Origin of the sequence: Lentzea sp. NPDC006480 (assembly GCF_040611995.1) — a bacterium.
Taxonomy (GTDB): Bacteria; Actinomycetota; Actinomycetes; order Mycobacteriales; family Pseudonocardiaceae; genus Lentzea.
The window spans coordinates 1-22,557 of sequence record NZ_JBEXPJ010000148.1 but is presented as its reverse complement, the minus strand read 5'-3'; the positions used below and the strand labels follow the sequence as shown (position 1 = coordinate 22,557).

General features: G+C 69.1%; 23 protein-coding genes and 1 pseudogene. 19 read left to right on the top strand and 5 right to left on the bottom strand.

Annotated elements, in window-relative coordinates; translation table 11 throughout:
• Positions 1 to 91 precede the first annotated feature (91 nt).
• A pseudogene (locus tag ABZX92_RS36650) lies at positions 92 to 643 on the bottom strand (PhoD-like phosphatase N-terminal domain-containing protein); the annotation flags it as partial.
• Between the two features lie 172 nt (positions 644 to 815).
• On the opposite strand from ABZX92_RS36650, the gene groES reads away from it, so the two are divergent.
• Both groES and groL read left to right on the top strand, forming a co-directional pair.
• On the top strand, positions 816 to 1,109 hold the full coding sequence (gene groES / locus ABZX92_RS36645; protein ID WP_030478362.1) for a co-chaperone GroES: 294 nt from the start codon (positions 816 to 818) through the stop codon (positions 1,107 to 1,109).
• Positions 1,110 to 1,191: 82 nt separating this feature from the next.
• Positions 1,192 to 2,817, top strand: a complete 1,626-nt coding sequence (gene groL / locus ABZX92_RS36640; RefSeq protein WP_355569984.1) for a chaperonin GroEL — start codon at positions 1,192 to 1,194, stop codon at positions 2,815 to 2,817.
• A gap of 76 nt (positions 2,818 to 2,893) precedes the next feature.
• Here the strand turns inward: groL and ABZX92_RS36635 are convergent, their stop codons facing one another.
• A complete protein-coding gene (locus tag ABZX92_RS36635) occupies positions 2,894 to 3,190 on the bottom strand; it encodes a WhiB family transcriptional regulator (protein ID WP_045309865.1) in 297 nt (98 codons plus the stop codon).
• A gap of 180 nt (positions 3,191 to 3,370) precedes the next feature.
• On the opposite strand from ABZX92_RS36635, the gene ABZX92_RS36630 reads away from it, so the two are divergent.
• From ABZX92_RS36630 to ABZX92_RS36610, 5 genes are all read left to right on the top strand, one after another.
• Complete coding sequence (locus ABZX92_RS36630) at positions 3,371 to 4,309, top strand: MerR family transcriptional regulator (RefSeq protein ID WP_355569987.1); 939 nt, start codon at positions 3,371 to 3,373, stop codon at positions 4,307 to 4,309.
• Between the two features lie 12 nt (positions 4,310 to 4,321).
• The gene (locus ABZX92_RS36625) at positions 4,322 to 5,215 is read left to right on the top strand and encodes a hypothetical protein (RefSeq protein ID WP_355569981.1); all 894 of its coding nucleotides are present in this window, start codon (positions 4,322 to 4,324) and stop codon (positions 5,213 to 5,215) included.
• Positions 5,216 to 5,296: 81 nt separating this feature from the next.
• Positions 5,297 to 5,893, top strand: a complete 597-nt coding sequence (locus ABZX92_RS36620; RefSeq protein WP_030471988.1) for a response regulator transcription factor — start codon at positions 5,297 to 5,299, stop codon at positions 5,891 to 5,893.
• Between the two features lie 307 nt (positions 5,894 to 6,200).
• A complete protein-coding gene (locus ABZX92_RS36615) occupies positions 6,201 to 6,773 on the top strand; it encodes a sigma-70 family RNA polymerase sigma factor (RefSeq protein WP_030471987.1) in 573 nt (190 codons plus the stop codon).
• Between the two features lie 72 nt (positions 6,774 to 6,845).
• Entirely contained in the window at positions 6,846 to 7,676 is an 831-nt protein-coding gene (locus tag ABZX92_RS36610; RefSeq protein ID WP_355569978.1) for an anti-sigma-D factor RsdA, read from the top strand.
• Between the two features lie 480 nt (positions 7,677 to 8,156).
• Here the strand turns inward: ABZX92_RS36610 and ABZX92_RS36605 are convergent, their stop codons facing one another.
• Positions 8,157 to 8,540: a DUF5319 domain-containing protein gene (locus tag ABZX92_RS36605; RefSeq protein WP_204763241.1), complete on the bottom strand. Its 384-nt coding sequence runs from the start codon at positions 8,538 to 8,540 to the stop codon at positions 8,157 to 8,159.
• A 143-nt stretch (positions 8,541 to 8,683) separates the two neighbouring features.
• Here ABZX92_RS36605 and guaB point away from each other — a divergent pair, with 143 nt between their 5' ends.
• The 11 genes from guaB (at position 8,684) to ABZX92_RS36550 (ending at position 18,827) form a co-directional block, all read left to right on the top strand.
• A complete protein-coding gene (gene guaB, locus ABZX92_RS36600; RefSeq protein WP_355569975.1) occupies positions 8,684 to 10,195 on the top strand; it encodes an IMP dehydrogenase in 1,512 nt (503 codons plus the stop codon).
• Positions 10,196 to 10,394: 199 nt separating this feature from the next.
• Positions 10,395 to 11,528 carry a GuaB3 family IMP dehydrogenase-related protein gene (locus ABZX92_RS36595; protein WP_045309869.1) on the top strand — a complete coding sequence of 378 codons (1,134 nt, stop codon included), beginning with the start codon at positions 10,395 to 10,397 and terminating at the stop codon, positions 11,526 to 11,528.
• Positions 11,529 to 11,587: 59 nt separating this feature from the next.
• Entirely contained in the window at positions 11,588 to 11,908 is a 321-nt protein-coding gene (locus tag ABZX92_RS36590) for a hypothetical protein (protein WP_355569972.1), read from the top strand.
• 11 nt (positions 11,909 to 11,919) lie between these two features.
• The gene (locus ABZX92_RS36585; RefSeq protein ID WP_355569969.1) at positions 11,920 to 12,267 is read left to right on the top strand and encodes a hypothetical protein; all 348 of its coding nucleotides are present in this window, start codon (positions 11,920 to 11,922) and stop codon (positions 12,265 to 12,267) included.
• A gap of 39 nt (positions 12,268 to 12,306) precedes the next feature.
• Entirely contained in the window at positions 12,307 to 12,552 is a 246-nt protein-coding gene (locus tag ABZX92_RS36580) for a hypothetical protein (RefSeq protein ID WP_355569966.1), read from the top strand.
• A gap of 64 nt (positions 12,553 to 12,616) precedes the next feature.
• Positions 12,617 to 12,937 carry a type II toxin-antitoxin system prevent-host-death family antitoxin gene (locus tag ABZX92_RS36575; RefSeq protein WP_355569963.1) on the top strand — a complete coding sequence of 107 codons (321 nt, stop codon included), beginning with the start codon at positions 12,617 to 12,619 and terminating at the stop codon, positions 12,935 to 12,937.
• Positions 12,930 to 13,469, top strand: a complete 540-nt coding sequence (locus ABZX92_RS36570) for a type II toxin-antitoxin system RelE/ParE family toxin (RefSeq protein ID WP_355569960.1) — start codon at positions 12,930 to 12,932, stop codon at positions 13,467 to 13,469. Before ABZX92_RS36575 ends, ABZX92_RS36570 begins: the two co-directional genes overlap by 8 nt.
• A 33-nt stretch (positions 13,470 to 13,502) precedes the next feature.
• Entirely contained in the window at positions 13,503 to 15,179 is a 1,677-nt protein-coding gene (locus ABZX92_RS36565; protein ID WP_355569957.1) for a GMC family oxidoreductase, read from the top strand.
• Positions 15,180 to 15,191: 12 nt separating this feature from the next.
• Positions 15,192 to 16,160 carry an MBL fold metallo-hydrolase gene (locus tag ABZX92_RS36560; protein ID WP_355569954.1) on the top strand — a complete coding sequence of 323 codons (969 nt, stop codon included), beginning with the start codon at positions 15,192 to 15,194 and terminating at the stop codon, positions 16,158 to 16,160.
• Positions 16,157 to 17,410, top strand: a complete 1,254-nt coding sequence (locus ABZX92_RS36555; protein WP_355569951.1) for an FAD-dependent monooxygenase — start codon at positions 16,157 to 16,159, stop codon at positions 17,408 to 17,410. Before ABZX92_RS36560 ends, ABZX92_RS36555 begins: the two co-directional genes overlap by 4 nt.
• 97 nt (positions 17,411 to 17,507) lie before the next feature.
• Positions 17,508 to 18,827, top strand: a complete 1,320-nt coding sequence (locus ABZX92_RS36550; RefSeq protein ID WP_355569948.1) for an FAD-binding oxidoreductase — start codon at positions 17,508 to 17,510, stop codon at positions 18,825 to 18,827.
• On the opposite strand, the gene ABZX92_RS36545 is transcribed toward ABZX92_RS36550, so the two are convergent.
• Together ABZX92_RS36545 and ABZX92_RS36540 are read right to left on the bottom strand one after the other, a co-directional pair.
• Entirely contained in the window at positions 18,822 to 20,267 is a 1,446-nt protein-coding gene (locus ABZX92_RS36545; RefSeq protein ID WP_355569946.1) for an aldehyde dehydrogenase family protein, read from the bottom strand. The two genes, ABZX92_RS36550 and ABZX92_RS36545, sit on opposite strands and share 6 nt — an antisense overlap.
• Before the next feature lie 9 nt (positions 20,268 to 20,276).
• Positions 20,277 to 20,945 carry an aminoglycoside phosphotransferase family protein gene (locus ABZX92_RS36540; RefSeq protein WP_355569943.1) on the bottom strand — a complete coding sequence of 223 codons (669 nt, stop codon included), beginning with the start codon at positions 20,943 to 20,945 and terminating at the stop codon, positions 20,277 to 20,279.
• Positions 20,946 to 20,964: 19 nt separating this feature from the next.
• Between ABZX92_RS36540 and guaA the strand changes: the two genes are divergently transcribed.
• A complete protein-coding gene (gene guaA, locus ABZX92_RS36535; RefSeq protein ID WP_355569941.1) occupies positions 20,965 to 22,524 on the top strand; it encodes a glutamine-hydrolyzing GMP synthase in 1,560 nt (519 codons plus the stop codon).
• Positions 22,525 to 22,557 lie beyond the last annotated feature (33 nt).

The window sequence follows — 22,557 nt, the reverse complement described above, 5'->3', positions numbered from 1 at the left end:
GGGTTCGCTCCCAGCCGGTTGGAACGGCCCAGCAGCGCTTCGACGTCGTTCATCAAGCACCCCACCCGGCGGCTGGCGACTTGTGGATCCCGGCCTCGTACTCGTAGGTGTAGTCGCCGAGGTGCAGCACCAGGTCGGGCTGGTCCTCGGCCATGCGCCGGTACGCCGTGAAGTAGCCGTGCTCGAACTGCGCGCACGACGCGAAGGCCATCGTCAGAGGTACCTGCAGCGCACCGGGTGCGGGCGTGGTGCGGGTGCGCCCGGTCCGGGAGAGGTACCCGAGCGCCGAGAAGCGGTAGAAGTACTCGCGTCCCGGCTCCAGTCCGGCCAGCTCCACGTGGACGCTGTGCCCCTCCTCCGGTCGAGCCGTGGCGGAGCCGTGCTGGACGATCCTGGTGAACAGGTCGTCGTGCGCGACCTGCCAGCGGACCTCGGCCGGACGTGCCGGCATGCCGCCCAGACCGTCCTCGGCCAGGGGTTCCCGGGCCAGCCGGGTCCACAACACCACTCCGTCGGGTGTCGGGTCGCCCGAGGCCACACCGAGTGTGAAAGGGTCGGCCGGCCGGGCGGACGCGGCGACCGAGAACGCTGTGACTCCCGCCACGCCGGCGAGCAGCAACGTGCGGCGGGTGAAGGTGGGCATGACTGGAATACGGCTCCCACCCCATGACCGGTTCGGGGGTCTCGTTGAAGCGTTGGCACTCTCGTGGGTAGAGTGCCAAGTGCACGGCACCAGCACCGCCCCGACCCCCGCGACGGCGGGGTGGCAGGAGCCGTTAATTCGAACCTGCCAACGACCCGTGGAGGTCATCCCGGTGAGCGTGAACATCAAGCCGCTCGAGGACAAGATCGTCGTTCAGGCCTCGGAGGCCGAGACGACCACTGCCTCCGGCCTCGTGATCCCGGACACCGCGAAGGAGAAGCCCCAGGAGGGCAAGGTCCTCGCGGTCGGCCCCGGCCGCATCGACGACAAGGGCAACCGCGTCCCGCTGGACGTGGCTGTCGGTGACGTCGTCATCTACTCGAAGTACGGCGGCACCGAGGTCAAGTACAACGGCGAGGAGTACCTCATCCTCTCCGCTCGCGACGTGCTGGCCGTCGTCAACTAAGACGACCGGCTGTCATGCCTGACGCCCCGGCGCCCCATCCGGGGCTTCCGGGGCGTTTCGCTACCCAGAGAGGCACTAAGCAATGCCCAAGCAGATCAGCTTCGACGAGGACGCTCGTCGGGCGCTCGAGCGCGGCGTCAACAAGCTCGCGGACACGGTCAAGGTCACCCTTGGGCCGCGCGGGCGCCACGTCGTGCTCGACAAGAAGTTCGGTGGCCCGACGGTCACCAACGACGGTGTGACGATCGCGCGTGAGATCGAGCTCGACGACCCGTTCGAGAACCTCGGCGCGCAGCTCGCCAAGTCGGTCGCCACCAAGACCAACGACGTCGCGGGTGACGGCACCACCACCGCCACCGTGCTGGCGCAGGCCCTCGTGAAGGAAGGCCTCCGCAACGTGGCCGCCGGCGCGAACCCGACGTCGCTCGGCCGTGGCATCCAGGCCGCCGCCGACGCGGTCGTGAACGAGCTCAAGGCCAAGGCCACCCCGGTCAAGGGCCGCGAGAACATCGCCCAGGTCGGCACCGTCTCCTCGCGGGACGAGTCGATCGGCGCCCTGCTCGGCGAGGCCATCGAGCGGGTCGGCGAGGACGGCGTGATCACCGTCGAGGAGTCCTCGACGCTCGCCACCGAGCTGGTCATCACCGAGGGTGTGCAGTTCGACAAGGGTTACGTGTCGACGCACTTCTCGACCGACCTCGAGGCGCAGGAGGCCGTCTACGAAGACGTCCGCATCCTGCTGCACCGCGAGAAGATCTCGGCCCTGGCCGACGTCCTCCCGATCCTCGAGAAGGTCGCCGAGTCCGGCAAGCCGCTGCTGATCGTCGCCGAGGACGTCGAGGGCGAAGCCCTGTCCACGCTGGTGGTCAACGCGGTGCGCAAGACGCTGAAGGTCGTCGCCGTGAAGGCGCCGTTCTTCGGTGACCGCCGCAAGGCGTTCCTGGACGACCTCGCGGTCGTCACCGGTGGCGAGGTCATCTCCTCGGAGATCGGCCTGAAGCTGTCCGAGACCACGCTCGACCAGCTGGGTTCCGCCCGCCGCGTCGTCGTGACCAAGGACGACACCACGATCGTGGACGGCGGCGGCACCAAGGCCGACATCGCCGCCCGTGCGGAGCAGCTGCGCCGCGAGGTCGAGGCCACGGACTCCGACTGGGACCGCGAGAAGCTGCAGGAGCGCCTCGCGAAGCTCTCCGGCGGCATCGCCGTGATCAAGGTCGGCGCCGCCACCGAGACCGAGCTCAAGGAGCGCAAGCACCGCATCGAGGACGCGGTCGCCGCTACCAAGGCCGCGGTCGAGGAGGGCATCGTGCCCGGCGGTGGTTCCGCGCTCGTCCACGCCGCCAAGGTGCTGGACGGCGGCCTGGACCTGACCGGTGACGAGGCCACGGGTGTCGCGCTGGTCGCGAAGGCCCTGTCCGCGCCGCTGTTCTGGATCGCCGCGAACGCCGGCCTCGAGGGCGCCGTCGTGGTGAACAAGGTCCGCGAGGGCGACTGGGGCTTCGGCATCAACGCAGCCTCGCTCGAGTACGGCGACCTGCTGGAGCAGGGCATCATCGACCCGGTCAAGGTCACCCGCTCCGCCGTGGCGAACGCCGCCTCCATCGCGCGCATGGTGCTCACGACCGAGAGCGCCATCGTCGAGAAGAAGGCGGACGAGCCCGCTTCCGCCGGTGGCCACGGCCACGGCCACGGGCACGGCCACTGAGGTATTTCGGCTCAAACCATGAACGGCTCTTTCGCGGACTTCAGGTCCACGAAAGAGCCGTTCATGGCATTTGTGGCTAAACGATTGCGAGCTGGCGCTTGCGCGCCTTGATGATGTTGTCGCGCTCCGATTCCGACAACCCACCCCAAATTCCGTACGGCTCCTGCACTGCCAGGGCGTGTTTGCGGCACATCTCCAGCACCGGGCAGGCGAGGCAGACTGCCTTGGCTCGAGCTTCCCGGCGGGATCTCGCCGGACCCCGTTCGCCGTCGGGGTGGAAGAAGAACGCGCTGTCCATGCCCCGGCACGAACCGCGCATCTGCCAGTCCCAGAGATCTGCGTTGGGACCGGGGAGCCTTCGGGTGTCCGCCATCGAGACCGCCTCCGTGACGACTGCTCCATTCGGCTTAACGATGATCCACCGTAGAACCGCTTCAAAACTTGTTCAAGAGGCTGAAGACCCTTATCAACTGATGGGTGACGGCACGCGTGTTCGATCACTCACCGCCCGGAGTTGCCGCCCGGATGAGGTGAACGGAACATGGCTCTCGTGATGACACATCCGGACCAGAGATCTGCCGGTAGTCACACGAGTGAGCCCCTTCTCTCAGTGGCCGCGGTGGCCAGGCGACTCGGCGTGGCGCCTGCCACGCTGCGCACCTGGGACCGCCGCTACGGGCTCGGCCCGAGCGGTCACACCGTTGGGCGGCACCGGAAATACGGGCCCCGCGATGTGGCCCGGCTGGAATTGATGCAGCGCGCTCTTCTTCGTGGCGCTTCTTCGGCGGAAGCGGCTCGTTTCGCGCTCGACTCGAAATCTTCGATGACCCACGGCGAGGTGCCCGTCGCCCCATCGGGTGGTCGTGGTCTGAAACTGCCGGGAGCGTCTCGATTGGCGCGCGGACTGGGGCGTGCGGCGGTCGCGATGGATTCCATCGCGGTGCAGGGAATGCTCGCCGACTCGCTTGCGTCCGACGGGGTGATCGCGACCTGGAACGAGGTCGTGCGCCCGGTGCTGACGGCCGTCGCGGCGCGGTGGCAGCTGTCCGGGGTCGGCGTAGAGGTGGAGCACCTGCTGAACGAGTGCGTGCTCGCGGCGTTCGTGCGCGCGACGCCGCTCGTCACTCTTGGGCGCAACCATCGGCCCGTGTTGCTCGCGTGCATGCCGGAGGAGAGGCACAACCTTCCTCTCTATCCGCTGGCCGCGGAACTCGCGCATCGAGGAGTGGTCGTCCGGCAGCTCGGGGCTGCTCTGCCCATGGACGCGTTGGCCGCCGCCGTGCGCCGGACCGCGCCGTCCGCGGTCGTGCTGTGGGCGCAGCTGCCCAGGTATGCCGATCCCGGAGTGCTGACGGCCCTGCCGCGGACCCGGCAGCAGGTCCGGCTGTTCGTGGGCGGGCCCGGCTGGCGGCGCGGGGTCGTGACGACTCCGGCCGAGCGGGTGGACGACCTGGCGAGTGCCGTGGCCGCCGTCGAGGCCGCTGTCACCTGACAGACTCCAGTCGTGGAAGAGGAGCTGCGCCGAGCCGCCTTCGGTGACTCACCCGATCGCGACGTCTGGTCCGCGCTGTCGTCCTCCAGTTCGCGGGTTCGCTGGCTCGCCGCGGTCGTGCTCGGGGGGCAAGGCCACTACGCGGCGGCGGCCACCGTCCTGGATGCGCTGCGTCACGACCCCGACCAGGTGATCGCGTCCCTTTCTCTCTCCACGCGCGCATCGCACCACCGCCAGCTCGGGGCGCATCACCTCGCTCGTCCGCTTGACGGAGCCGCGCTCGCGCTCGTTCGGACGACCGGTGGTGGCGATCCGGACGGGATCGACGCGGACGGTGCCCGAACAGACGCACTGCTGGGTCTCGCCGCCGATTCGCTGGGTGGTCAACGGCTCGATGAGGCCCGCAGGTTGCTCGCACGAGTTGAGACGGGTTCGTGGAGGAGTGAGGTCCGGCGGGGATGGGTAACCGCCGAGGTTGCGCTCGCGTCCGGTCAGGCGCACGCCGCGGTGGCCCCCGCCGAGGAGGCGTACGGCGTAGCGACGAGCAGAAAGGCCCTTCGCCACGAGCTCAAGTCGGCGCTCGTCCTGGGCACCGCGTTGGTCGTGTGGGGGACACCCGACGGGTCGACAAGAGGGGTTGAACTAGTCGAGTGTGAGCTAAATCACAGCGTCACCAGGGGACTTCATCCGTTGATCTGGCCGAGCGCTCTTGTCCTGGTGGGCCATGCCCCCACGGTGGGCGCAGTCGCCATCGACCGGGCGACGGAGGCTCTGAGCTGCGTGTTACGGAGAGCTGATCCCGTCAGCCGTCAGGTCGCCCTTGATTCCCCGTGGGTGCCGAGTGGGCTGCTCCGTTCCGGGGAACCCCCGAACGCAGACCCTCAGACGAACTTCTTGACGGATTAAGCACCGGATCGTGTCAAGGTTGGGCCGCGAGCGTCCGATAGGGGAGATGGAACGTCACTCGGCTGCAGGAAAGGAGTCCCCGTGACCACGGTCCTTATTTGCGACGACCGGCGCAGTGTGCGGGAGGGTCTCACCCGCGTGATGTCGGCTGTCCCCGGGGTTAGCCGCATCGACTGCGTAGCGCACGGTGACGAGTTGTTGGCTCGCTTTTCAAGGCAGCCGGTCGACGTGGTGCTGGTGGGAACCCAGCGCGCCGTCCCGACCGGGGTTGAAGCTACCCGTCGGCTCGTCTCAGCAAATCCGCAGGCAAACGTCATCGTCTTCGGCGCACCCGACGACGCGGGCAGCATCGCTGCCGCGATCGCCGGTGGTGCTCGGGGCTACCTGAGGTGGGACGCGTCGCGTCCCGAGCTTGTGGCAGCCCTCGCGCACACGCTCGCCAGCACCTCGGTGCCGGCGCCGCGCCAGCCCTCCGACCCCGGCGTGCAGCTCACGGAGCGCGAGCTCCAGGTGCTGCGCGGGATGAGCCAGGGCAAGAGCAACGGCCAGATCGGCCGCGAGCTCTACCTGTCGGAGGACACGGTCAAGACGCACGCCCGCCGGCTCTTCCGCAAGCTCGGTGTTCGCGACCGCGCTCAGGCGGTCGCGCACGGCTTCCGGCGCGGTCTCGTCCAGTAGTTCACTCGCCGCACCGGCCCCGCGTCCTCATATGCCGCATGTGGGGAAGCGGGGCCGGTGGCGTGAGACGGCTCACCTGCTGCACGGGGTGATCCCTCGGGTCGCGGAATTAGCCCAGCCCGGTGACAATGTCGCCGGGCTGGAGTCGTTCGGCGTGTCGGCTGCTCACGCGGGGTGTCCATACCCCACTGATGAACAGAAGGCGCGAAGACCGGTACGGTGAGATCTGCTGGTACGAGTCGCGGTGAGTGACTCGTGCTGTTTCATGTCGGTACGCCAACAAGTAACACCAGGGCTGTTGTCTGCGATGACCAACTTGGGGGACGGACTGGACGCCGAAGTGGGCGCGGCCGTCGACGGCGACCGCCAGGCGATCGAACGCCTGCTGGCCTCCATTCGTCCTCTTGTGGTGCGGTACTGCCGCGCCAGAGTTGGCAGGCAGGAGCGGAGCTTCGCTTCGGCGGACGATGTGGCCCAGGAGGTGTGTCTCGCGGTGCTCACGGCATTGCCCAGCTACCGCGATCAGGGTCGGCCCTTCCTCGCGTTCGTATACGGGATCGCGGCGCACAAGGTTGCCGATGCACATCGGTCTGCCGCCAGGAACCGCTCCGAGCCCGTTCCCGAAGTTCCCGACGCGCCGGAGACCGAAGCTGGTCCGGAGCAGCGGGCGATGCAGGGAGAGCTCTCCGATCGGATGGCTGTACTACTGCGCGTCCTGCCGGAGAAGCAGCGGGAGATCCTGCTGTTGAGGGTGGTGGTCGGGCTTTCCGCCGAGGAAACTGCCGAGGCGGTCGGTTCGACGCCGGGTGCGGTCCGGGTGGCGCAACACCGTGCGCTGGCTCGGCTCCGCAAGTCGCTGGCAGCGGAGGAGGTGGTCTGAGTGGCCGACGAGCACGGGAAGGACGACGAGCAAGTGCGAGGACAGGACGATAGAACCCCGCACGAACCCGTCGTGGCAGATGATCTTTCGGCTGTGCAGGCCGATGACAGGCTGCTCGACGCGCTGGGGTCCGCGGCACCGAGCGGCTCCTTGGTGGACGACGAGCTGAACGCGTTGCTGCTCGCGTGGCGCAACGAGGTGGAGACCGCGCCCTTCGGCGAGCTGGTCGACACCGAAACCGCGATCGCCACGATCCAGGCTGCCCGCCCGCAGCCGGTGTCGCGGCACCGCTTCCTGATCCCGCTGGCGAGCGCCGCCGCGGTCCTGGCCATCGCCTTCACCGGCGTGAGCCTGGTCGCCCGCGACGCCCAGCCCGGTGACGCGCTCTGGAGCCTCACCCGAGTCCTGTACTCGGAGCACGCCAAGTCGATCGAAGCCGCCGCCATCGTGCGCAGCGACCTCGACTCGGCCCGCCTGGCCCTGCGCGAGGGCAAGGTCAACGAGGCCCGCGAGAAGCTCAACAAGGTCGAGGCCAGCCTCGGCTCCGTGTCCACCGCGGACGGCAAGGCCCAGCTCGAGGAGAAGCACGCGGAGCTCCAGAAGGAGCTCGCCACGAACACCTCGGCCACCTCGCCCTCGCCGACCACGCCGCCGGTGACGCAGCCGACCGAGCCGACGAAGCCTTCCACGCCGTCGTCGACGCCTTCTTCCGAGCCGACCACCACCACGGTGCCGCCCCCGTCGACGTCGTCGGTCACTCCGCCGCCGCCCACCTCGGCCGGCGAGAACAACCCGCCTCCGCCTCCGCCGCCGGCGGATCCCGGCACCGCGGTGACGCCCGGGTCGAGCGGTGCGGCCAACGGTGACGCGCAGGGACAGCAGGGGGAACACGGCTCCAAGTGAGCCCGCTCCAACTGAGACGCAGTGTGAACGGCCCCTGATCTTTCGAGGTCAGGGGCCGTTCACATGCTTTTGGTGGTCACACGTCAGGTGGAATGTGATCGCAGGGGCTTGTCCCCGCGTTCACCACGCTGGGGTTGGCGCTTCGGCGCCGCGCTGCGAACGTCCGTTGTGGATTTCGGCGTCTGCGAGTACCGCCAACTCATGATCGAACCGCCTGTGACTACCGCCAACAGGCCCTTACCCGGGATGTCGGCGCGCCTGGCTGTGGCGGGTGGGCGGCATCGCGTGGCCAGCCGGCTGACTCGACAGCGGGTGGACGCGGCGCGTCCGCCCCTGGTCGGCAGTAGCCCCAGCTCGCTGGTGTGCCGTCTGGCGGCTTGGCCTCGGGCTCGGCAGCCGCGACTCGTGGCCGTCGCGGCCTGCTCACCCCGCTGGTCCGGCTGCTGGACGTGCTCCTGGCGGGTGGGCGGTGTCACGTGATCAGCGGGCTGACTCCGTGGCCGTCACGCCGTCCGCGTAGCCCCGGCAGTACTCCCAGCTCACGTACGCGCCGGGGTCCGGATCGAACGCCGGCTCGTGCGGGCGCATGCGGCCGTCGGCGAGGAGCTGTTCGAGTGAGGCTCGCAACAGTGCCCAGTCGTGGTAGTGGGGTTCCTGGCACTCGCCGCAGTCGACGACGATGCCGCGGACGCCCCGGTGTTCGAGCAGTGCTTGGTAGACGGCGAGGTCGCTCAGGTCGCTGACCAGCTCTGCTCGTTCGTCCTCGTCCATCGGCGGGTGGTCGTGGTCCGGCTCGCCGAGGGTCAGCGCGGGGTCCTCGGGGTCGCCCTCGAAGGGGTCTGGTGGCAACGCGTCGTGCGGCACGACCCCGCACGGTACCCGCCGTACCCCCACAGCCGTCCAGATACCATGGGCAGCACCGCCTCCGCCTGCGGAAACTGGACCTGCAGGACTCCAAACAGGGCAAGCGGAGCGCAGACCGCACGACGGAAGGCATGTCACCCGCTATGACCAGCGAGCTCAACGCTGACGGAGTCCCGAGCAAGTTCGCCATGCTGGGACTGACCTTCGACGACGTGCTCCTGCTGCCGGCCGAGTCCGACGTCGTTCCCAGTGGCGTCGACACGAGCACCAGGATCTCGCGCAACATCACCCTCAGGATTCCGCTGGCCAGTGCCGCGATGGACACGGTCACCGAGGCGCGGATGGCGATCTCGATGGCGCGTCAGGGCGGCATCGGCGTGCTGCACCGGAACCTGTCGGTCGAGGACCAGGCCCGGCAGGCGGAGACCGTCAAGCGGTCGGAGGCCGGCATGGTCACCGACCCGGTCACCTGCTCGCCGGACGCCACGCTGGCCGAGGTCGACGCGTTGTGCGCCCGCTACCGCATCTCCGGTGTGCCGGTGACCGACGCGAACAACAAGCTGGTGGGCATCATCACGAACCGCGACATGCGGTTCGAGCTCGACCACACCAAGAAGGTCAGCGAGGTCATGACCAAGGGGCCGCTGGTCACCGCGCAGGTCGGCGTGAGTGCCGACGCCGCGCTGGGGCTGCTGCGCCGCCACAAGGTCGAGAAGCTGCCGATCGTCGACGGCGACGGCAAGCTGCAGGGCCTGATCACGGTCAAGGACTTCGTGAAGACCGAGCAGTACCCGAACGCCACCAAGGACCCGGACGGCCGCCTGCTCTGCGCCGCCGCCGTGGGCGTGGGCGAGGACTCGTTCGTGCGCGCCATGACGCTCGCGGACGCCGGGGTGGACGTGCTGATGGTCGACACGGCGCACGGCCACTCGCGCGGCGTGCTGGAGATGGTCGCGCGCATCAAGAAGGAGCTGGGCGACTCGGCTGACGTCGTCGGTGGCAACGTCGCGACGCGTGCCGGTGCCCAGGCCCTGGTCGACGCGGGTGCGGACGGCGTGAAGGTCGGCGTCGGGCCCGGCTCGATCTGCACCACGCGCGTGGTCGCCGGTGTCGGTGTGCCGCAGATCTCCGCGATCTACGAGGCGTCGCTCGCCTGCCGTCCCGCCGGTGTGCCGGTGATCGGCGACGGCGGCATCCAGTACTCCGGCGACATCGCCAAGGCCATCGCGGCCGGCGCGTCCGCCGTGATGCTCGGCTCGCTGCTCGCGGGCACCCAGGAGGCGCCCGGAGACCTGATCCTGGTGAACGGCAAGCAGTTCAAGACCTACCGCGGCATGGGCTCGCTGGCCGCCATGCAGTCGCGCGGCGACGCCAAGTCGTACTCGAAGGACCGCTACTTCCAGGACGACGTGCTCAACGAGGACAAGCTCGTCCCCGAGGGCATCGAGGGCCGCACGCCGTTCCGCGGCCCGTTGTCGCAGGTCGTGCACCAGCTCAACGGCGGCCTGCGCGCGGCAATGGGTTACACGGGTTCCCGCACGATCGCCGAGCTGCAGGACGCGCAGCTCGTGCGGATCACGGCGGCGGGCCTCAAGGAGAGCCACCCGCACGACATCACGATGACCGTCGAAGCCCCGAACTACACCACCCGTTAGGGTATTCCGGCTGCTCGCTCAGGTGAGGTGTGTCCGCGGAAAGCGCGGACCACGTTCGCTCGCGTGTTGTCCCTGGGGGCGGCCCCCAGACCCCCAGACGAACGAGGTGTGTCAGCGGAAAGCGCGGACCACGTTCGCTCGCGTGTTGTCTCTGGGGGCGGCCCCCAGACCCCCAGACGAACGAGGAGAGGAACCACAGGTGCGCGATCTGGTCGAGATCGGCATGGGCCGGACCGCGAGGCGGGCCTACGAGCTGGACGACATCGAGATCATCCCGTCCCGTCGCACGAGGTCGTCCAAGGACGTCTCCACGACGTGGCAGATCGATGCCTACCGCTTCGACATCCCGCTGATCACCCACCCGACCGACGCGATCGTGTCGCCGGGCGTCGCGGTCGCGGTCGGCGAGCTGGGCGGTCTCGGCGTGCTCAACGCCGAGGGTCTCTGGGCGCGCCACGGTGACGTGGACGAGGCGCTGTTCCGCCTGGTCCAGGCCACCGAGGACAACGACGACCCGGCCGCGGCGGTGAAGGTGCTGCAGGAGCTGCACGCCGCCCCCCTGCGGATGGACCTGGTCGCCGAGGCGATCAAGCAGGTCCGCGAGTCGGGCGTCACCGTGGCGGTCCGCGTGAGCCCGCAGCGCGCTGCCGAGCTCACCCCGGACCTGCTGGCCGCGGGCGTCGAGATCCTGGTCGTGCAGGGCACGATCATCTCGGCCGAGCACGTGTCGCGCGACGGCGAGCCGCTGAACCTGAAGTCGTTCATCGCGGACCTCGACATCCCGGTGATCGCCGGCGGTGTCGGCGACTACCGCACCGCCATGCACCTGATGCGCACCGGCGCGGCGGGCGTGATCGTCGGCTACGGCTACACGCCCGGCGTCACCACCACCGACTCGGTCCTGGGCATCGGCGTGCCGATGGCCACCGCGATCGCCGACGCCGCGGCCGCCCGCCGCGACTACCTCGACGAGACCGGCGGCCGCTACGTGCACGTCATCGCCGACGGCGGCATCACCACCTCGGGCGACGTGGCGAAGTCCATCGCCTGCGGTGCCGACGCCGTGATGCTGGGCGAGCCCCTCGCCGCCGCGACCGAGGCTCCGGGCCAGGGCCTGTACTGGACGGCGTCGTCCGCGCACCCGTCCGTGCCGCGCAGCCTGGTCGCCGATGCGGTCGACCAGGAGCTCGACCTCCGCAAGCTGCTGTTCGGCCCGTCCTCGGACCCGCGCGGCGTGACGAACCTGTTCGGCGCGCTCAAGCGGGCCATGGCCAAGACCGGCTACTCGGACCTCAAGGAGTTCCAGAAGGTCGGCCTGACGATCCGCGGCTGATCCACCGGCGGCCCTTGCCGCAATCGAAGTGCAAGGGCCGCTGGTGCACGTTGGCGCGCATGAAGCGTCCTCTCGTCGTCACCATCGCCTGGGTGCTCTGGCTCGTCTTCGGCCTCGTGATCGTGTTGGGCTCGCTGTACCAGGACATCCGCCTGGCCAACATCCTGATCGCGATCTACGGCGGCGTCCTGCTGCTGTTCAACCGCCAGCTGAAGCGCGGCCGCGACCGCCGCCTCGTGCTGTCCGTGATGGGCGGCCTCTTCTGCCTGGCCCTGTGGCCGCTGCTGGTCGTCGTCCCGGCGATCGTCCTGCAGTACCTCCCGGAGTCCCGCCTGTGGTTCGCCCGATCGCGGCAAACCGAGACGCAGGAGTCCCCTTAAGGTTGGTGCTCGTGCCGCTCGTCGAGATCACCTACGCACCCCACGTCCCCCACAGAGCACTGAAGGACCTCGCCGCGATACTCCCGCACGCGGTCTCGCTGGCCGTGGAGTGCCCAGAGGAGCCCTACGACGGCAACCTGCGGCCCGGTGACGTGGAACTGCGCTTCCGCCCGCACGGCCCGTTCGACTCGAGCGGCCTGGACGTGGTGGTCGAGGTCCGCTCGAAATGGTTCGAGAGCCGCGCCGCCAACCGCCAGGACCGCGTCGACGGCCTGTGTGCGGCAGTGGGCGAAGCCACCGGGCTGCACGAGGTCGGCGTCTACCTGAGCCTTCCGGTAGCCGCCTGGGCCCAGAGATGATCTTGCAACCGGCCTGACCACTCACGCGTCCTGAAAGGCATGGACTTGGACTCCCTGTTCGGCGACAACAGCACCGACAGCACGGAAGTGGACACGATCGACACGGACGCCGAGGTCCAGGAAGCCGACGAGCTGGTAGAGCTGGCAGAGGCCGACGAGACGGCCGACGAAGGCGTTGGCGGCATCGGCTGGAAGGCCCTGGCGCTGTTCGTCGGCGGCGGCCTGGTGATCACCGCGCTGGCCGTCGCCTTCATGGTCTGGGTCATCGAAGGCCTGGTCCTCTGACTTGAAGGGGCGTCCCATCTGGCGCCCTTTGTCATCTGTATACATTTTCTGTATAGTTCTGCACATGACCGCTCTTCACGAGGCTCGCGAGCTGACCGTCACCGAGGCCGCGAAACGCGGCGTCGCCGGCCTGGTCGCGGACGCCGAGCAAGGCGGCCCGGTGATCGTCACGCGGCACGGTCACAGGGCCGCTGCCGTGGTTGCCATGAGTCACCTCTGCGAGATCGACGAGGCGACGGCAGACCTGCGGGATCTTGCGCTCGTGCTGGCCCGTTCGGCCGTGGATTCAGGTCGTCGCACATCCTTCGACGACGTGCTGGCCGCCTTCGGGCACACGCGCGAGTCGTTGGCGGCGGTGGAGGACGACGACTCGCTCGATGACTGAGATCGAGTTCACCGACGCGGCGATCGATGACCTGCGTCGTCTCGGGCCGGATGTCGTGCCCAAGGTGCTCAAGAAGATCCAGATCTTGTTCGACAACCCGGAGGCCGGTCATCCGCTTGGTGGTGAGCTGACCGGCTTTCGCAAGCTGGTCGTGGGACGCAACCACTGGCGCGTCGTGTACCGGATCACCGCCGACGGCGCTGTCGAGGTCTGCGAGGTCTGGTGTGTGGGCGTGCGCTCGGATGCCGAGGTCTACGCCGAGGCGTCAGCGCGCGTCGCCGCAGTGGCCGACGAGGATTCAACGCTGGCCAGGCTGGCGGATGTGATCGGCAGGCTCGGACGGCTGGCAGGGGACGTGACCGTCGAGGAGCCTGTGGTGCGCGAGCCTGTCCCCGACTGGCTCGCGCGGCGACTCGTGCACACCGCGGGCGTGCCCGTCGAGCAGGTGGCGGCCCTGAGCCTTGAGCAGGCGGTCGACCTCTGGACCGCCTTCATCAGTTCTCCTCCCTCCTCTGAACCGATCGGGGACTAGGCGTTACCGGAAGTAACGCCTACTCTCCGGTTCATGGGTGAACTCGCCGGTAACTTCGATGTCGTCATCGTCGGCTCCGGGTTCGGTGGCAGCGTGGCCGCGCTCCGCCTGACCGAGAAGGGCTACCGCGTCGCCGTGCTCGAAGCCGGCCGCAGGTTCGCCGACGACGAGTTCGCCAAGACCAGCTGGAACCTGCGGAAGTACCTGTGGGCACCGCAGCTCAAGTGCTTCGGCATCCAGCGCATCCACCTGCTGCGCAACGTCATGGTGCTGGCCGGCGCGGGCGTCGGCGGGGGGAGCCTCGTCTACGCCAACACGCTGTACCGGCCGCTCAAGCCGTTCTACGAGGACCGGCAGTGGGCGCACATCACCGACTGGCAGGACGAGCTGGAGCCGTTCTACGACCAGGCGAGCCGGATGCTGGGCGTCGTCACGAACCCCACGACGACCCCGAGCGACGTCGTCATGCAGAAGGTCGCGAAGGACATGGGCGTCGAGGACAGCTACCACGCCACGCCCGTCGGGGTGTTCTTCGGCGAGCCCGGGAAACCCGCCGACGACCCGTACTTCGGCGGTGCCGGGCCGCAGCGCACGGGCTGCACCGAGTGCGGCAGCTGCATGTCCGGTTGCCGGGTCGGCGCCAAGAACACGCTGGTCAAGAACTACCTGTACCTCGCGGAGAAGCTCGGCGCCGAGGTCTTTCCGCTGACCACGGTCACCCAGCTGCAGCAAGCAGACGGCAAGTGGACCATCGACACCAAGATGACCGGCGGCCGGGCCACGAAGACCTTCACGGCGGACCAGGTCGTCATCGCCGCAGGTACGTGGGGCACTCAGCAGCTGCTGCACAAGGCGAAGGCCACCACCCTGCCGAAGATCTCGGGCAAGCTCGGCGAGCTCACCCGCACCAACTCCGAGTCGATCATCGGGGCCGCGCGGTACAGCGTCGACCCGCAGAACGACTTCACCAAGGGCGTCGCGATCACCAGCTCCATCCACCCGGACGAGATCACGCACATCGAGCCGGTCCGGTACGGCAAGGGCAGCAACGCCATGGGGCTGCTGCAAACCCTCGCCACGGACGGCGCGATGAGCACGCCGCGATGGCTGCAGTTCATCAAGCAGGCGATCAGGCACCCGATGAGGTTGCTGAGGCTGCTGAGCGTGCACCGGTGGAGCGAGCGGACCGTGATCCTGCTGGTCATGCAGAGCCTCGACAACTCCATCACCACGTTCCTCAAGCGCGGCAAGCTCACCAGCAAGCAGGGGCACGGCGAGCCCAACCCGGCGTTCATCCCGGCCGGGCACGAGGCGAACCTGTTGGCCGCCAAGCACATCGGTGGCATGGCGGGCGGCACGTGGGGCGAGCTGTTCAACATCCCGTTGACCGCGCACTTCATCGGCGGTTGCGCGATCGCGGCCAGTGAAGAAGAAGGCGTGATCGACCCGTACCACCGGGTCTTCAACTACCCCGGCCTGTCCGTTGTGGACGGTGCGGCGATCAGCGCGAACCTCGGCGTGAACCCGAGCCTCACCATCGCCGCGCAGGCCGAGCGGGCGTTCTCGCTGTGGCCGAACAAGGGCGAGCAGGACCAGCGGCCCGGCCAGGAACAACCGTACAAGCGCATCAACCCGACGAAGCCGAAGAACCCGGCAGTTCCCGATCAAGCTCCAGCCGCATTGCGGTTGCCGATCGTGAAGGCGTCCTGACACGGTGGAGGCATGGCCAAAAAGCCGAAGAAGCCTTTCGCCTCCAGCGCCGACCTCGCCCCCAAAGACGAGGTGTTCGTCGAGCTCGCCGACGGCGTCTACACCCTGACCGCCGAGGGTGACCCCAACGTCGGGGCGATCGAGGCCGAGGACTTCCTGATCTGCTTCGAAGCCCGCGCCACCCCGGCGGCTGCCCGGCGGTGGCTCGCGCAGCTCAGGAAGCACACGGACAAGCCCGTCCGGTACCTGGTGCTGAGCCACTACCACGCCGTCCGCACGCTCGGCGCCAGCGCGTTCGACGCTCAGGAGATCGTCGCGCACGAGATGACCCGCGTGCTGATCGCCGAACGCGGGCAGCAGGACTGGGAGAGCGAGTACGGCCGCATGCCGCGGCTATTTGAACAACCCGAGGAGATCCCGGGGCTGACCTGGCCGACGCTCACGTTCTCCGACCGCATGAGCATCCCGCTCGGCGAAGACCGCGGCGACCTCGTGTTGCAGCACCTCGGCCGCGGTCACACGGCGGGCGACATCGTGGCGTGGCTGCCGCAGCAACGCATCCTCTTCGCCGGCGACCTGGTCGAGTCGCAGGCCGCGCTCTACACCGGCGACGCGTTCCACGACGAATGGGCGACGTCCACTTTGGACGAGATCGCGGACCTCGGCGCGGAGGTGCTCGTCGGCGGACGCGGCAAGGTCGCCCGTGACCGCATCGAGGTCGAGGCCGCGATCGAGCAGAGCAGGCACTTCCTCAACGAGCTGCGCCGCACGGTCGGCGGGGTGCACGCCGAGGGCGGCACGCTCAAACAGGCCTTCAGGCTCGCGCACGCGACGCTCGAACCCCGTTACGGGCGCTGGCCGATCTTCGAGCACTGCCTGCCGTTCGACGTGAAGCGCTACTGGGACGAGTGCGACGGCAGAGACTGGCCGGACATCTGGACCGCCGAGCGCGACCGCGCGGTCTGGGAAGCCTTGCAATGAAACCCGTGCTCGTCGTCGGCGCCGGGCCGGTGGGGATGACCGCCGCGCTGTTCCTCGCGAAAGCCGGCGTGCCGAGCGTGATCCTGGAGAAGGCTCCGCAACGTCAGCAGGTCGGCAGCCGCTCGATCTGCGTGCAGCGCGACGTCCTGGAGATCCTCGAACGAATCGGCGTCGGCCAGGCCGTCGCCGACGCGGGCGTCACCTGGTACACCGGCCGCACCTACCACCGCGACCGCGAGGTGCTGACCCTGACCTTCCCGCAGGCTGAGGGTTTCCCGCCGTTCGTGAACACCCCGCAGACCGTCGTCGAGCAGCTGCTGGAAGAACGCATCCGCCAGGAACCGCTCATCGAGCTCCGCTACGGCAACGCGCTCGAAAGCCTGACCCAGGACGACGCGGGAGTGTCCACAAAGGATCTGCAAGCCAGTCACTGCATCGCGGCCGACGGCGTGCACTCGACGGTCAGGCAGCTGCTGGACATCCCGTTCGAGGGCTTCTCGTTCGACGACAGGTTCATCATCGCGGACGTCCGCGTCGACCTGGACTTCGAGACACCGGAACGCCGCTTCTACTTCGACCCGCCGTGGAACCCCGGCCGCCAGGTTCTCCTGCACCCACAGCCGAACGGCGTCTGGCGAATCGACTGGCAGGTCGCGGAGGACGTCGAGCTCACCGACGACCGCATTCGCGCGATCGTCGGCGACAAGCCCTACGAGGTGGTCTGGCAGTCGACCTACCGCTTCCACCAGCGCCGCGCCAGCACGTTCCGGAAAGGCAGGATCCTGCTCGCCGGCGACGCCGCGCACGTGATGAGCCCGTTCGGCGCCCGCGGCCTGAACTCCGGGATCTGCGACGCCGACAACGCCGCGTGGAAGATCGCCGCCGACCGCAACGGCGAGGCCGGTCCGCGCCTGCTGGCTTCCTACGAGCACGAACGCGGTGCCGCCGCCGACGAGAACCTCCGCATCACCGGCGACACCATGCGATTCCTGGTGCCGGGGAACGAAGAAGAGCGCGCACGCCGGCAGAAAGCGCTCGAAACCGGCGAGGGCATCGACTCGGGCCAGCTCTTCACCCCGTTCTCCTACGAGCACTCCGCGCTCACGACGGACGGTGGCGAGCTCATCGCCGGCTCCCGCATCGCAGGTCCCGGCTTCACGACAACAGACGGTTGGTTGATCAGACCGGATGGGCACGTTGCCGCACACCGTTGCGACGATCAGGTGAAGCGGCGCGCACTCGGCTGGTAGAGGGCAACCCGCGGCCGGGGCCGGGCGTGCTCACGTCATGGGGGTCAACAGACGAACATTCTTGCAGGGAACCGCACTCGCCGTCGCAGGCTTGGGGATGGGCACCGCGACGGCCACCGCGGCCGAGACCAACTGGGCGAGGCTGCGCAGACGACTCGGTGAGCGGCTCGTGCTGCCGCAGGACGCGGGCTACGACCAGCTCAGGCTGCCGTTCAACACCATCTACGCGAACCGCAGGCCGGCCGCGATCGCACGGTGCGTGCGCCCGGAGGACGTGCAGGCGTGCCTCGACTTCGCGTCGCACGAACGCATCCCTGTGGCCGCACGCAGCGGCAAGCACAGCTACGCGGGCTACTCAGTGCCGGAGCACGGCCTGATCGTCGACGTCGCCGGGATGGCGGACGTCCAGGTCGACGGCACCGCGGCGCGGATCGGTGCGGGGGCACAGCTGCTCGACGTCTACGAGGCGGTCGGGGCCGCCGGTCAGGCACTGCCCGCCGGCACGTGCCGCTCGGTCGGCATCGGAGGGCTCGCGCTCGGCGGCGGCATCAGCGTGATCGCCCGCAAGTACGGGCTGACGTGCGACCACCTGACCGGCGCGCGGATCGTCACGCCGGACGGATGCCTGCGGACCGTGCACGCGCAGTGCGAACCGGACCTGTTCTGGGCGTTGCGCGGCGGAGGTGGTGGCAACTTCGGCATCGTCACGTCGTTCACCTTCCGCACGGACCCGGCTCCGGACCTCGCCGTGTTCAGCCTCAAGTACCCGGAAGGCGCGACGGCGGACACGTTCGACGCCTGGCAGGAGTGGGTGGCGCAGGCGCCGGACGAGCTGTGGTCGGGGTTCCGCGTCGACGCGGGCCCGAGGTCGTTGCCCAGCGTCGGCGGCACGTACGTGGGCCCGGCGAAGGACCTGCACGCGCTGCTGGACCGGATGCCTCCGGGCGTGCGCGACGTCAAGGAGATGGGCTACCTGGAGGCGATGCGCTACTACGCGGGACCGGCAGAGCCCGGCAAGCCGTTCGTGGCGTCGTCGCGGATGCTGCGCCGGCACGTGCCCGGTTCCCGGGTGGCACAGCTGATGGACGGGCAGCGGTCCGTCGCGATCCTGTTCGACTCGTTCGGCGGCGTGATCGAACGGGTAGCACCGGGCGCCACGGCGTTCCCGCACCGCGACGCCACGGCGAGCGCCCAGATCTTCGTGGACATCGTCGACATGACCGAGCAGGAGGCGCGGGGGATCCTCGCCGGCATCCGCGATGGGCTCGGCGCGGGCAACACCGGGTACGTGAACTACATCGACCCGGAGATGCCCGACTGGCCGACCGCCTACTACGGCCGCAACCTCGCGCGACTCAGGAAAGTCGCGCGACGGTACGACCCGGACCGCGTGCTGGGGTTCCCCCAGGGGCTATAGCTGGATGCCCGTCAGCACGGTGATCCGCTCCTCGGTGAAGTCCTCCATCGCCGACCGGACGCCCTCACGCCCGGTGCCCGAGCCCTTCACACCGCCGTAGGGCATCTGGTCGGCGCGGTAGGACGGCACGTCACCGATGATCACCCCACCGACCTCCAGTTCGGCCGCGGCCTCGAACGCCACCTGCACGTCGCGGGTGAACACCCCGGCCTGCAGCCCGTACTTGGAGTCGTTGGCCTGCGCGAACGCGTCCTCGACGCCGTCGGCCACCGACACCACGAGCACCGGCCCGAAGATCTCCTCGGTCCACACCTTGGCGGTCTTCGGCACGTCGGTGAGCACGGTCGGCTCGACGGTCGTACCGGTCCGCTTGCCGCCCAGCAGCACGCGCGCGCCGGAGTCGGCGGCCATGTTGACCCATTCCTCGACGCGGCGGGCGTTGTCCTCGTCGATCAGCGGGCCGACCTCGACCTCGGGGTCGTGCGGGTCGCCGGTTTTGAGCGCTCCCACGGCTTCCACGAGCTTCGGCACGAACTCGCCGGCCTGCGAGCGGTCCACGATCACCCGCTGCACGGCGATGCACGACTGCCCGGCCTGGTAGTTGCCGAACGTCGCGATCCGCTGCGCCGCGTGGTCCAGGTCCGTCCAGTCAGGACAGATGATGGCCGCCGCGTTGGACCCCAGCTCCATCACGACGTGCTTGCGCGGCGCGGCCTCCATCAACGACCAGCCGACCTTCGTGGACCCGGTGAACGAGATGACCGGGAGTCGCTCGTCCCGCACCAGAGCGTCCATGTCCTTGCCGCGCACCGGAAGGATCGAGAACGCGCCCTCTGGCAGGTCCGTCTCGGCCAGGATCTCGCCCAGCAGCAACGCCGACAGCGGCGTGGCGGAAGCGGGCTTCACGATCACCGGTGCCCCCACCGCGAGCGCCGGCGCGACCTTGTGCGCCACCAGGTTCAGCGGGAAGTTGAACGGCGCCACCGCCAGCACCGGCCCGCGCGGCACGTGCCGGACGATCGCCATCCGCCCGACGCCACCGGCCTCGGTGTCGAGCCGTTGCAGCCCACCGGTGAACCGCCGCGCTTCCTCGGCGGCGAACCGGAACGTGTTGACCGCGCGGGAAACCTCGATCTCGGCCCACTTGAGCGGCTTGCCGTTCTCCGCGGTGATCGTCTCGGCGATCTCCTCCGCGCGTTCGGCCAGCGTCCGCGACACCTGCAGCAGCGCCTCGGCCCGGACGTGCGCGGGTGTTCGCCGGAACTCCTTCGCCACGGAAGCGGCCGCCGCCACCGCGCGTTCCACCTGATCTCTGCCCGGCACGGCGACCGAGGCGACCTCGGTGCCGTCGAACGGGTGGAAGACCTCTAACGCCTGCTCGCCCTGCTCGGGGCGGCCGGCGACCCAGCACGGCCTGGGTTGCGGCGTGAACGCGTCCATGGGATCACGTTAAGCCCTATTGGCCTGCACGTACTCGATGAGTCCCAGGTAGTAGTCGTCGTGCCGTTCCTCGCGTTGCTTCACGAACGCCGGGTGCTCGCGAATGGTGTGGATCATGTCCTCCAGTCGCATGAGGACGTGTTCGTCCTCGTATGCATAGCCATACGTCTCGCAGAAAAGCGCAGTACGACGTTTGCGCTCGTCAGGCAGCCCGAGCACGAACTGGATGAGCGCCCAGCTGACGTCCCACCAGCGCGGACCCGGATGGGCGGCATCGAAGTCGAAAATGCCTACGGGCACTCCGTCTCGATAGGCCGTGTTGTACGGCGCGAAGTCGCCGTGGAGCACCACCTCGACCGGCTCTCTGGCGGCGAATTGCCACCCGTCGAGCCGATCGACGAGCGGGACTGTCGCGTCGTGCAGCCTGCGCAGCAGCAGCGCCGACTCGATCAACGAAGCGTCGTCGTCCGGGAACACGTGGCCAACGTCACCGGGCAGGTAGCTGAGCAGCTCGTGCTCGTCGTCGAGCCCGAGCGGAACCGGCGCGATCCCCAGCGGCGCCAAGTGTCGCAACAATTCGTGCACACGCGCAGCCCACGGACCGGCCGGCCTGCGCACCGCGTCACCCACCCTGAACACCTGGTTCAGCCCGCCACCGGTCAGCAGTTCACCGTCCACGCATGAGATCCTTGGCGACGTGTCCGACACCAGCAACCGCCCTGTTCTCGTCGTCGACTTCGGCGCCCAGTACGCGCAGCTGATCGCCCGCCGCGTGCGTGAGGCCCAGGTCTACTCCGAGGTGGTCCCGCACACCGCGACGGTGAGCGAGATCCTCGACAAGAACCCGCTGGCCATCGTGCTGTCCGGTGGCCCGTCGAGCGTCTACGAGGAGAACGCCCCGCAGGTCGACCCGAAGCTGTTCGAGACCGGCGTCCCGGTCTTCGGCATCTGCTACGGCTTCCAGGCCATGGCGCGCGCACTCGGCGGCGCAGTTGAACAGACCGGCACTCGCGAGTACGGCCGCACCGACCTCGGCGTGACCGGTGCGGGCGGTGCGCTGCACGAGGAGCTGCCCGGCAGCCACCCGGTGTGGATGAGCCACGGCGACGCCGTCACCAAGGCGCCGGAGGGCTTCACCGTCACCGCGACCAGCGAGGGCGCCCCGGTCGCCGCGTTCGAGGACACCGAACGCCGTTTCGCCGGTGTGCAGTACCACCCGGAGGTGCACCACTCGCCGCACGGCCAGGAGGTGCTGCGCCGGTTCCTGCACGACATCGCGGGCATCCGTCCGCAGTGGACGACGTCGTCCATCGTGGACGAGCAGGTCACCCGGATCCGTGAGCAGATCGGTGACGGCAAGGCGATCTGCGGCCTGTCCGGCGGTGTCGACTCCGCCGTGGCCGCTGCGCTGGTGCAGCGCGCCATCGGTGACCGCCTGACCTGCGTGTTCGTCGACCACGGCCTGCTGCGCTCCGGTGAGCGCGCCCAGGTCGAGCGCGACTACGTGGCCGCCACGGGCATCCGCCTGGTGACCGTCGACGCGCGCGAGCGGTTCCTCAACGCCCTGGCCGGCGTCACGGACCCGGAGGAGAAGCGCAAGATCATCGGCCGCGAGTTCATCCGCGTGTTCGAGCAGGCGGAGCGCGACCTCAAGGCCGAGGGCGACTACAAGTTCCTCGTCCAGGGCACGCTCTACCCGGACGTCGTCGAGTCCGGCGGTGGCGCGGGCACCGCGAACATCAAGTCGCACCACAACGTCGGCGGCCTGCCGGACGACCTGCAGTTCGAGCTGGTCGAGCCGCTGCGCGCGCTGTTCAAGGACGAGGTCCGCCGCGTCGGCACCGAGCTCGGCCTGCCCGAGACGATCGTGCAGCGCCAGCCGTTCCCCGGCCCCGGTCTCGGCATCCGGATCATCGGCGAGGTGAACCAGGAGCGCCTGGACACACTGCGCCAGGCCGACGCCATCGCCCGCGAGGAGCTGACGGCGGCCGGTCTCGACCGCACGATCTGGCAGTGCCCGGTCGTGCTGCTCGCGGACGTCCGCAGTGTCGGTGTCCAGGGCGACGGCCGCACCTACGGTCACCCGATCGTCCTGCGCCCGGTGTCCTCCGAGGACGCCATGACCGCGGACTGGACGCGCCTGCCGTACGAGGTCCTCGAACGCATCTCCACCCGCATCACCAACGAGGTGGCGGAGGTCAACCGCGTGGTCCTCGACGTGACCTCCAAGCCCCCGGGCACCATCGAGTGGGAGTAAAACCATGAACGGCGCTTTCACGGACCTGAGGTC

What these genes read in the sequence shown, in the direction of transcription:
- ABZX92_RS36555 (WP_355569951.1), top strand. Translation starts at nt 16,157, where the DNA reads ATGAAACCCGTGCTCGTCGTCGGCGCCGGGCCGGTGGGGATGACCGCC.
- ABZX92_RS36575 (WP_355569963.1), top strand. Translation starts at nt 12,617, where the DNA reads ATGACCGCTCTTCACGAGGCTCGCGAGCTGACCGTCACCGAGGCCGCG.
- guaB (WP_355569975.1), top strand. Translation starts at nt 8,684, where the DNA reads ATGACCAGCGAGCTCAACGCTGACGGAGTCCCGAGCAAGTTCGCCATG.
- ABZX92_RS36630 (WP_355569987.1), top strand. Translation starts at nt 3,371, where the DNA reads ATGACACATCCGGACCAGAGATCTGCCGGTAGTCACACGAGTGAGCCC.
- ABZX92_RS36580 (WP_355569966.1), top strand. Translation starts at nt 12,307, where the DNA reads ATGGACTTGGACTCCCTGTTCGGCGACAACAGCACCGACAGCACGGAA.
- ABZX92_RS36565 (WP_355569957.1), top strand. Translation starts at nt 13,503, where the DNA reads ATGGGTGAACTCGCCGGTAACTTCGATGTCGTCATCGTCGGCTCCGGG.
- ABZX92_RS36590 (WP_355569972.1), top strand. Translation starts at nt 11,588, where the DNA reads ATGAAGCGTCCTCTCGTCGTCACCATCGCCTGGGTGCTCTGGCTCGTC.
- ABZX92_RS36635 (WP_045309865.1), bottom strand. Translation starts at nt 3,190, where the DNA reads ATGGCGGACACCCGAAGGCTCCCCGGTCCCAACGCAGATCTCTGGGAC.
- ABZX92_RS36615 (WP_030471987.1), top strand. Translation starts at nt 6,201, where the DNA reads ATGACCAACTTGGGGGACGGACTGGACGCCGAAGTGGGCGCGGCCGTC.
- ABZX92_RS36560 (WP_355569954.1), top strand. Translation starts at nt 15,192, where the DNA reads ATGGCCAAAAAGCCGAAGAAGCCTTTCGCCTCCAGCGCCGACCTCGCC.
- ABZX92_RS36545 (WP_355569946.1), bottom strand. Translation starts at nt 20,267, where the DNA reads ATGGACGCGTTCACGCCGCAACCCAGGCCGTGCTGGGTCGCCGGCCGC.
- ABZX92_RS36570 (WP_355569960.1), top strand. Translation starts at nt 12,930, where the DNA reads ATGACTGAGATCGAGTTCACCGACGCGGCGATCGATGACCTGCGTCGT.
- ABZX92_RS36550 (WP_355569948.1), top strand. Translation starts at nt 17,508, where the DNA reads ATGGGCACCGCGACGGCCACCGCGGCCGAGACCAACTGGGCGAGGCTG.
- groL (WP_355569984.1), top strand. Translation starts at nt 1,192, where the DNA reads ATGCCCAAGCAGATCAGCTTCGACGAGGACGCTCGTCGGGCGCTCGAG.